General features: G+C 31.8%; 7 protein-coding genes. 1 reads left to right on the top strand and 6 read right to left on the bottom strand.

The features are described 5' to 3' along the window. Nucleotides 1-234: F420-dependent methylenetetrahydromethanopterin dehydrogenase (locus IJI93_RS01650; RefSeq protein WP_292818993.1), on the top strand; the 234-nt coding region annotated here is incomplete at its 5' end. A gap of 86 nt (nt 235-320) precedes the next feature. On the opposite strand, the gene hisB is transcribed toward IJI93_RS01650, so the two are convergent. From hisB to IJI93_RS01620, 6 genes are all read right to left on the bottom strand, one after another. Further along, complete coding sequence (hisB, locus tag IJI93_RS01645) at nt 321-899, bottom strand: imidazoleglycerol-phosphate dehydratase HisB (RefSeq protein ID WP_292796544.1); 579 nt, start codon at nt 897-899, stop codon at nt 321-323. Between the two features lie 40 nt (nt 900-939). Then, the gene (locus IJI93_RS01640; protein WP_292796538.1) at nt 940-1140 is read right to left on the bottom strand and encodes a 4Fe-4S binding protein; all 201 of its coding nucleotides are present in this window, start codon (nt 1138-1140) and stop codon (nt 940-942) included. 19 nt (nt 1141-1159) lie between these two features. After that, entirely contained in the window at nt 1160-1852 is a 693-nt protein-coding gene (locus IJI93_RS01635) for a TOBE domain-containing protein (RefSeq protein ID WP_292796536.1), read from the bottom strand. Nucleotides 1853-1925: 73 nt separating this feature from the next. Then, complete coding sequence (locus IJI93_RS01630) at nt 1926-3485, bottom strand: flippase (protein WP_292796534.1); 1560 nt, start codon at nt 3483-3485, stop codon at nt 1926-1928. Nucleotides 3486-3571: 86 nt separating this feature from the next. Next, nucleotides 3572-4036: a hypothetical protein gene (locus IJI93_RS01625; protein ID WP_292796532.1), complete on the bottom strand. Its 465-nt coding sequence runs from the start codon at nt 4034-4036 to the stop codon at nt 3572-3574. A 54-nt stretch (nt 4037-4090) separates the two neighbouring features. Beyond that, entirely contained in the window at nt 4091-6937 is a 2847-nt protein-coding gene (locus IJI93_RS01620) for an FmdE family protein (RefSeq protein WP_292796530.1), read from the bottom strand. Between the last annotated feature and the right edge of the window lie 530 nt (nt 6938-7467).

The raw sequence follows: 7467 nt of genomic DNA, 5'->3' as shown, positions 1-7467 counted from the left end.
TACGAAATGGCTGGATCTGTCGCAAACTTAGACATGAAAGGTTGTTTCATGACCAAAGGATTCGAAAACTTCATTCCTTTAGTTGCTGCTGCACACGAAATCGCTGCTGCTGCTGCTAAATTAGCACAAGAAGCAAGAGAATTAGAAAAATCAAACGACACAGTCTTAAGAACTCCTCACATGAAAGAAGGAAACCCTGGTCGTAAAACTGAATTAATCTCTAAACCAGAATAAGTAGATAACTTCTACTTATTTTTTTTAACTTTTTTTAAACCTAAAATTAACCAAAAAATAAAAATAAAAAGCTATATTCTAATAGCTTATAAAGTTCCTTTTGTTGATGGTATCTGATTGTGTTCTACTTTTACAGCATCTTTCATTGCTTTTGCAAATGCCTTGAAAATAGCTTCACATTTATGGTGGTCATTTACTCCTTTTACTTCCCCATAGATATTCATTTTTGCTGAGGATGCAAAGGATTCAAAGAAATGGACAACAATATCTGCAGTCATGTCTCCGATTTTTTCATTTTTGAATTTCAAGTCCATGTTACAGTAGCTTCGTCCGCTAATGTCAATGGCAACTGTAGCTAGTGATTCATCCATTGGAACGATTGCATGAGCCATTCTTCTGATGCCTACTTTATCGCCGATAGCTTGAGAAAAGGCTTCGCCGAGTAAGATTCCAACATCTTCAATGGTATGGTGATCATCGATTTCGATATCCCCTGCAGCGGTTATATGCAAATCAATCATGCTGTGTTTTGAAAAAGACTCCAACATGTGATTGAAGAAATTTACGCCTGTGGAGATATTGTATTTTCCTTCACCATCAAGATTCATCTTAATTTTTATATCTGTTTCGGATGTTTTCCTTTCAACATCAGCTGTTCGACCCATCATAATTACCTTCCAAATTATTAATTCTAGCTTCGATTATTCAGTCCTTTGGACCATCACGTATAATTTTAATACAGTTTGTAGGGCATTTCATTGCGCATAATGTACAAACATGACAATATCTTAAATCCAATATATGTGCGACGTTAGAGATTTTCCAAATTTTATCTGCTTTCGGACAAATCTCATAACATTTACCGCAGGCAATACATTTAGATTCATCAATCTCAATTTGTAACATGAACTCACCCGTAAATCAATTACAATTTCAGAGTAGCTACAGACATTGCCTTAAAACCTATGTATATTTCCTTGCCAATAGTGAGATTCAATTCCTTTTCAGCGGATACAGTAATATCTGAATAGACATTTACTCCCCCAATATCCACATTAACGCGAATAATCTCATTATTTAACCTCATTTCAACAATAGTACCCTTAATTATATTACGAATACTTGATTTTTGAGGTTCCAACATTAAAAAGATATTATCATAACTAATCAATGCTAAAACTCTATCTCCGACTACATAGTTTTTATTTAAAGGAATGTTAACTTCAAAGCTTTTCATTTTAACAGTCATTACCCCTTTAGACTCGTCAATGGCTAAAACTTCGGCTTCGATTTCATTAACATCCTTGTGAAGCTCCATGATTGCATTAATTTTTTTACATTCTTTTAAAATAGAATAACCTTCTTCGGTCAAAGTAGTGCCCCCACCACCACCTTTACCTCCTTTAGAAGTACTCACAATTTTTACTTGAAGAGTAGATTCTATTTTATCAATATAGTTTAGTGCAGTCCTATAAGATATTTTAACTACTTTAGCAGATTCCGTTAAGGAACCAGTGTCTAAAATAGATTCTAATAGCTGATATTTCTTATTATCCAGTAGGAAAGAATTACCATCTACATTAATCTTATATTCAACACCCGCTTTTACATCAGTCATATTATAATCCTCCAAAGATATATAACATATATTATTTATTATTTTTATATAAAATAAGGTTTACTATTATATATTAATTTCTAAATTCTAATTTTTCAACAAAATTAAGAAGTTTATTTGCAATGACAGAGATAGGGCCAAATTTGGAAGACAACTCTCTTAAAGATGCAATATCTTCTTTTGTGAAAAATCTGACTAAAATCAGTGCAAAGAAATAGACAATAATACAGGCTATAATACCAGGGAATAGCCATAATGTAGTTTTTGGAATAATTAAAGCAAAAATACCCATAATGGCAGATGCAGCAATGATTTTTAGCACAGAAAGCTTTTGAGCCTTAGCCTTGGTCAGCTTGAATACAAAATAAATTACCGGCACCATCATCACGAAACAGCCGATAGTAGTTCCGAGCGCACCCCCTGCAATTCCCATGAACGGAACCAAAATCCAGCACAATATTCCTGTGACGATAGCTCCAAAAATCAAAATGTACATTGGAATACGAGGATTTCCGATACCCTGAACAATACTGGTTGAAATTGAAAATATTGAATAGAATGTCATACCAATAGCTAAAATAGCCAATGCAGAAGCACCTGCAACATATTCAGGTTTGGCAAAATACAATACCCTCAATGTAGGCGCTGCAAACAAAGCAAGACCCACACACATCGGAACTACAAACAACAATGAATATTTATAGGATTCATTCACATATCTCTGCAATGCCGGAATGTCTTTTACTTTAAAAGCTTCAGAAGAAGCCGGAAGAATTGTTGTAGCTACAGAAATTGAAATCATTAAAGGCAAACGTGCAATCGGATCTGCGGCTGCAAAAAATCCAACAGCATCCAAAGTCAAGAATTTACCCATCACGATAGTACATATATTGTAAATGAGCATTTCAGCAATAGCCGTGATAATAACAGGAATAGAAAATTTAACTAATGTACCTGCAAGCCTTAATTCATCCTTTCTTGAAAATACAAATCCTGGAGAAGCTTCAGGAATATATTTTGCCATGTGAAATTTGAAAATATAAACTGCAGCAACAGCAGCCATTGAATAACCTAAAACAGTACCCCATAAAGCTCCAACAGTTGATAAACCTATTAAAACAAATGCGGTTGCAAATAATATCATACCAAGCTGTTCAATAGCACGGGTATATAGAATATACTCCATCTTATAAACACCCTGGAATGCCCCTCTGAATGCGCCCACAATTACACTGAAAGGAGTGATAAGTCCCACAATCTGTAAAGGAACCAATGCGATAGGCTTTCCCAAATAGCCATAAGCCAGCCATGGAGCGACAACAAAAACCATAAGAACTCCAAAGAAAATTCCCAGAAATACCATTATCTTTAAAGCCGTGTAAATGGTCTGTCTGGCCATGTCCGATTCATTGACGGCATTATATTCAGCAACATATTTTGCAATGGCAGGCGGAAGTCCTCCAGCAGCTAAAGTTTGGAATATACCTTGAAACGGCAAAGTAAGTCCTAAAACACCGTACATAGTAGGTCCTAGAAGCATAGCCATTAGAAAACGGTAAACATAACCTCCTATACGGAAAATTATGTTTCCTAAAAAAATTATTAAACTGCCTCTAATCAACTTATTTGCCATATAATTTACCTATAAAAATTAGTCTAGATTAATTTTAGTAAATTTTAATATATAAATGTAATCAAAAAAATAAATGTAGATTAAATCTACTTAAAAAATTTTAAAATCAAAGCAGTTATAGAAAATCCAATAATTAATGCAATAATCATCAGAATAATATTTGTAACACTGAATAACTGAGAATCCTCCTCTTCAATATGATTATCCGTGGAATTATTAACTTCTGAAATATTTGCTGATTTATTATTTATCCCATCATTTGATGAATCTGAAGTTTCAACAGCACTACTTGAACTAGATGAACTGCTACCAGAACCAGTTGAACTACTAGAAGCATATGAACTGCTAGAACTAGAAGATACACTAGAAACAGAAGAACTTCCTGAACCAGAACCACTATCTGAAGATTGCATCGGTTGAGAAGGACTAGAGGATGAAGAAGGAACCTCTTCAACATATTCAGTTCCATGACCCGGATGTGCAAAAACAACATTACCACAAGAAACAATTAAAATTATTGTTATTAAAAAAGCCAAGTATTTATATTTCATTTAAATCATCCAAAAAATAAAAAATAAAGATTATTCGAATGAATAATCTCATAATTAATCTTTTTTAGTTCTCATATAACCTACAGCAAACAAAGCACCTAAAACTAAAGCTCCAATAACTGCGTATACAAGATTATTAGATCCTGATTTAGAAACAGGCTTTTTATTAATCTCATAAGCTTTTGAATCATCATTTGAACTATCATCAGATGGACTTTCTGATGAATCTTCAGATGTTGAAGCAGTTGAAGTGCTTATTGGGTTATTTGAAGTTCCAACACTGGAATAACTACGTTGATTTGTATTTGTAGAAGGAACAGATGGATTATTTACATTACTATTAGAATCTGTATTAGTATTAGTGTTTGTATTAGTATTGTTAGATTCTGTGTTAGTATTTTCCTTATTACTGTCAGCAATTTGCTTTAATAAATCCTCTTTACTGATATCTTCCAAACTTCTTAAATATTTAAGACTACTGCCTTCTCCTCCAGAAGTGATAGTTTGCAATTGTTCCTGAGTAATCCATCTACTATCTGAATGAGCAACTTTATGGTAATTATCTGTTAAAATTGGATTATCTCTACCATTATACAAGTCAATGAATGCTTGAATTTGAGCAGCTCTTTTTGATTCAGATGTAGCATATGCACTTAAATCAGGGCTTGGCCATTGATAAGAAAGAGCGACAGCCTGACCAATGTTATTAGCTGAATCCCAAATTATCAAGATACCTTCTTCATCCAAATCATCAGCACCTTTATATTCATCACTTGTTAATTTTTGAACAAGATAATTTCCAAGACCTGGAGATACATCCAAAATATATTCAAGACTATCATCCTTACAATATTGTTCATTTGCAATGTAGATATAGGATTGGTTCTCATTTAATGGGAAATTTTCCTGAATATAGTCAACCATGAAGAATCCTGGCTGTACACCTGGACATGCATGATTGTGGAACAAGAATGACATGATTTGGTCAAAAGCCGGTCCTGCAGACCAAGCATTGGAAATACTTTGAATACTGAAATAATTTCCATCAGGATATGCGCTTGAACTAATTCCTCCAGAAATAGCTGAATTATTCAAAGTAGTCATGTTGATATTGTAAACTTGACTTCCATTATATTCACCGATGAAAAATGTTCCGTCTTCATTATATCTCATATAAATACTCATTAAAGAACCATCGTCTTGTTTTAATAAGAAATTAAACCATAATGGAGTCCAAATTGCTTTATGATCAGGTAATAATGTTTTTCTGGATAATCTTGACCCTAACTCTTCAAATAAACCATCCCAACATGCCTCGGTTGATTGCTCATTAATCATTACATAACCAGCTGAAGTTAAAACCATCAAATTAGGCATATCCTTATGTATTTTTACACCTAATTCATTTTCATAAATTGATTTTGCAGTGCTTGCAGCTTGTTGACCAATAGCTTTGAAGTCATCGTAAGTCAATGAACCTTTATTAGCGATAACATTGTCACGGGTGGCATTTGGTAAATCCAGACTTTGAATATAAGCATAATCCAAACCATGAGAATTAGTTGCATTGATAACGTGACCTTCATCATCTTCTTCATCGTCAGTAGTTCCGACTAAATATAAGTATTGTTCATAATTCAAACCTTCTTTTTCAATTAAAATATTAACAAGACTTGCAGGATTATTATAAATCCTGTTAATCCACCATGTGTTGTATTTTAATTGTTCTAAACTACCGTCTCCAGTAATTCCGGTTTCTTTTTCAAATAACTGTTTATTTTTATCGGAATCATATTCCATTACAATAATAGTTCCTTTATTAGTTTGACCATTCCAACGGATGAAACCAATCATTTTTTCAGTTGCACCTGTTGAAGTAGTATTGAATCCTATGTAAGAAGTCTTACCGGAAGTTGCATCTAAGAAAAAGATAACAGCATCGTTAGAAGAATCACCAGGAATACCTAAAACTTTATAAGAAGTAATATCTCCAGGAGATTGTTTACCATTACCAGTTTCTTTTATTGGAGGATAATATTGAAGTAATGCTTTAGTTATTGTATAACCACCAAGAGTTCCTTCACAAATATGTCCATGAAATGCTGCCTCCTGTAATACATCAAAGGTTACGCCATCATACCAGCCGTTAGCCAAACTGGCAAATGAAAATGCATTTTCACCGCCAACAGCTTTATATAAAGCATTCCATTGTGAAGTAGTCATATTTTCAGAGATTGTACCAAGATATACCTCATTTGTATTTCCATTTAAAAATATTGCTGCATTAAGAGCATTGCCTTTTTTAACTACAAAACAAAAATCAATTGGATCCACAGCGGTTTGACGTAACATCAATATGTTACCCCTACCATAAGAAATATATTCAGTAGCATAGTTGAGAATTCCATCAATAGCAGGTTCACTGGTTTTACCGTTTAATTTAGGTACACCAGCTGTAGTAATTGCTAAAACTTCATCAGCATTTTTAAAATCAAGTAATGAGTCTGCTTTAGCTGTTACATCATAACCTAATTTATAACTGTCTGTAGCTTTTAAATCTACACTTATAATTTTATTATCAGTATCTACAAGTTTATATTGTGTAATATAACCTGGAGCTGAAATAGAAATATTAAGTTTAGTAGAGATTTCTGTTGAATTAATTTTAACATTATACAGTTTAGATGAACTATCATAATCCTGAGAAATGACAGAATTATTCTCTATATTAAATGTAGGTGTTATTTTGCTAGCATCATCAGGATATTCATAATTTACGGCAATATCAATTTGAGAAATGCCTGGAATTTCTGAATTAGTCAGTATGTCTGAAGAAATTACATCGCCATCCTGAGCAGAAACGCTAGTCATTGCACACATTACCAACATGACAAATGTCATGAGTAAAATAAATTGTTTTTTAATATTTTAGCCTCCCATTTTGTATATATTATGTATTCGTTAACAATCATTAACTAAATACAAATCTACTTTGTAGTAATAATTATATATAAATATTTATTACTTATAATAATAATTTTACAGAAAAAGTATTACTTTTACGGAAATTTAAAAAAATGAAACCACATAAAAAGTAGTAAAATATGAAATTAATTCTTTTAAATATCGTTTATTGAATAAATTAATTTATATTATTATAAAATATTAAATTATATAATTTACAGTGAAATTAAGAAAAATTATTGAAAAATCAGAGTATAAAAATTCAGTAATACTATTAACAATGTTATATTAGCAAAATAAATAATAATAATTGAGCATATAACAATTATTATATAATTATAAAGTTATTTATAAAATAAGTAAATTTAATAATTAAATATCAGAAACAGATAAATTAAAACTAAAAAACTATAAATAATACTTTTTTTAAAAAAATTAATATAATATGAATAAAAAATATCATATTT

It is taken from the genome of Methanobrevibacter sp. (assembly GCF_017431965.1).
Taxonomy (GTDB): Archaea; Methanobacteriota; Methanobacteria; order Methanobacteriales; family Methanobacteriaceae; genus Methanocatella.
This window is presented reverse-complemented; position numbering and strand designations above follow the sequence as displayed.

Bases quoted from the DNA above. Each gene is read 5' to 3' on its own strand.
- hisB (WP_292796544.1), bottom strand. From the start codon at position 899: ATGGGTCGAACAGCTGATGTTGAAAGGAAAACATCCGAAACAGATATA.
- IJI93_RS01640 (WP_292796538.1), bottom strand. From the start codon at position 1,140: ATGTTACAAATTGAGATTGATGAATCTAAATGTATTGCCTGCGGTAAA.
- IJI93_RS01635 (WP_292796536.1), bottom strand. From the start codon at position 1,852: ATGACTGATGTAAAAGCGGGTGTTGAATATAAGATTAATGTAGATGGT.
- IJI93_RS01630 (WP_292796534.1), bottom strand. From the start codon at position 3,485: ATGGCAAATAAGTTGATTAGAGGCAGTTTAATAATTTTTTTAGGAAAC.
- IJI93_RS01625 (WP_292796532.1), bottom strand. From the start codon at position 4,036: ATGAAATATAAATACTTGGCTTTTTTAATAACAATAATTTTAATTGTT.
- IJI93_RS01620 (WP_292796530.1), bottom strand. From the start codon at position 6,937: ATGACATTTGTCATGTTGGTAATGTGTGCAATGACTAGCGTTTCTGCT.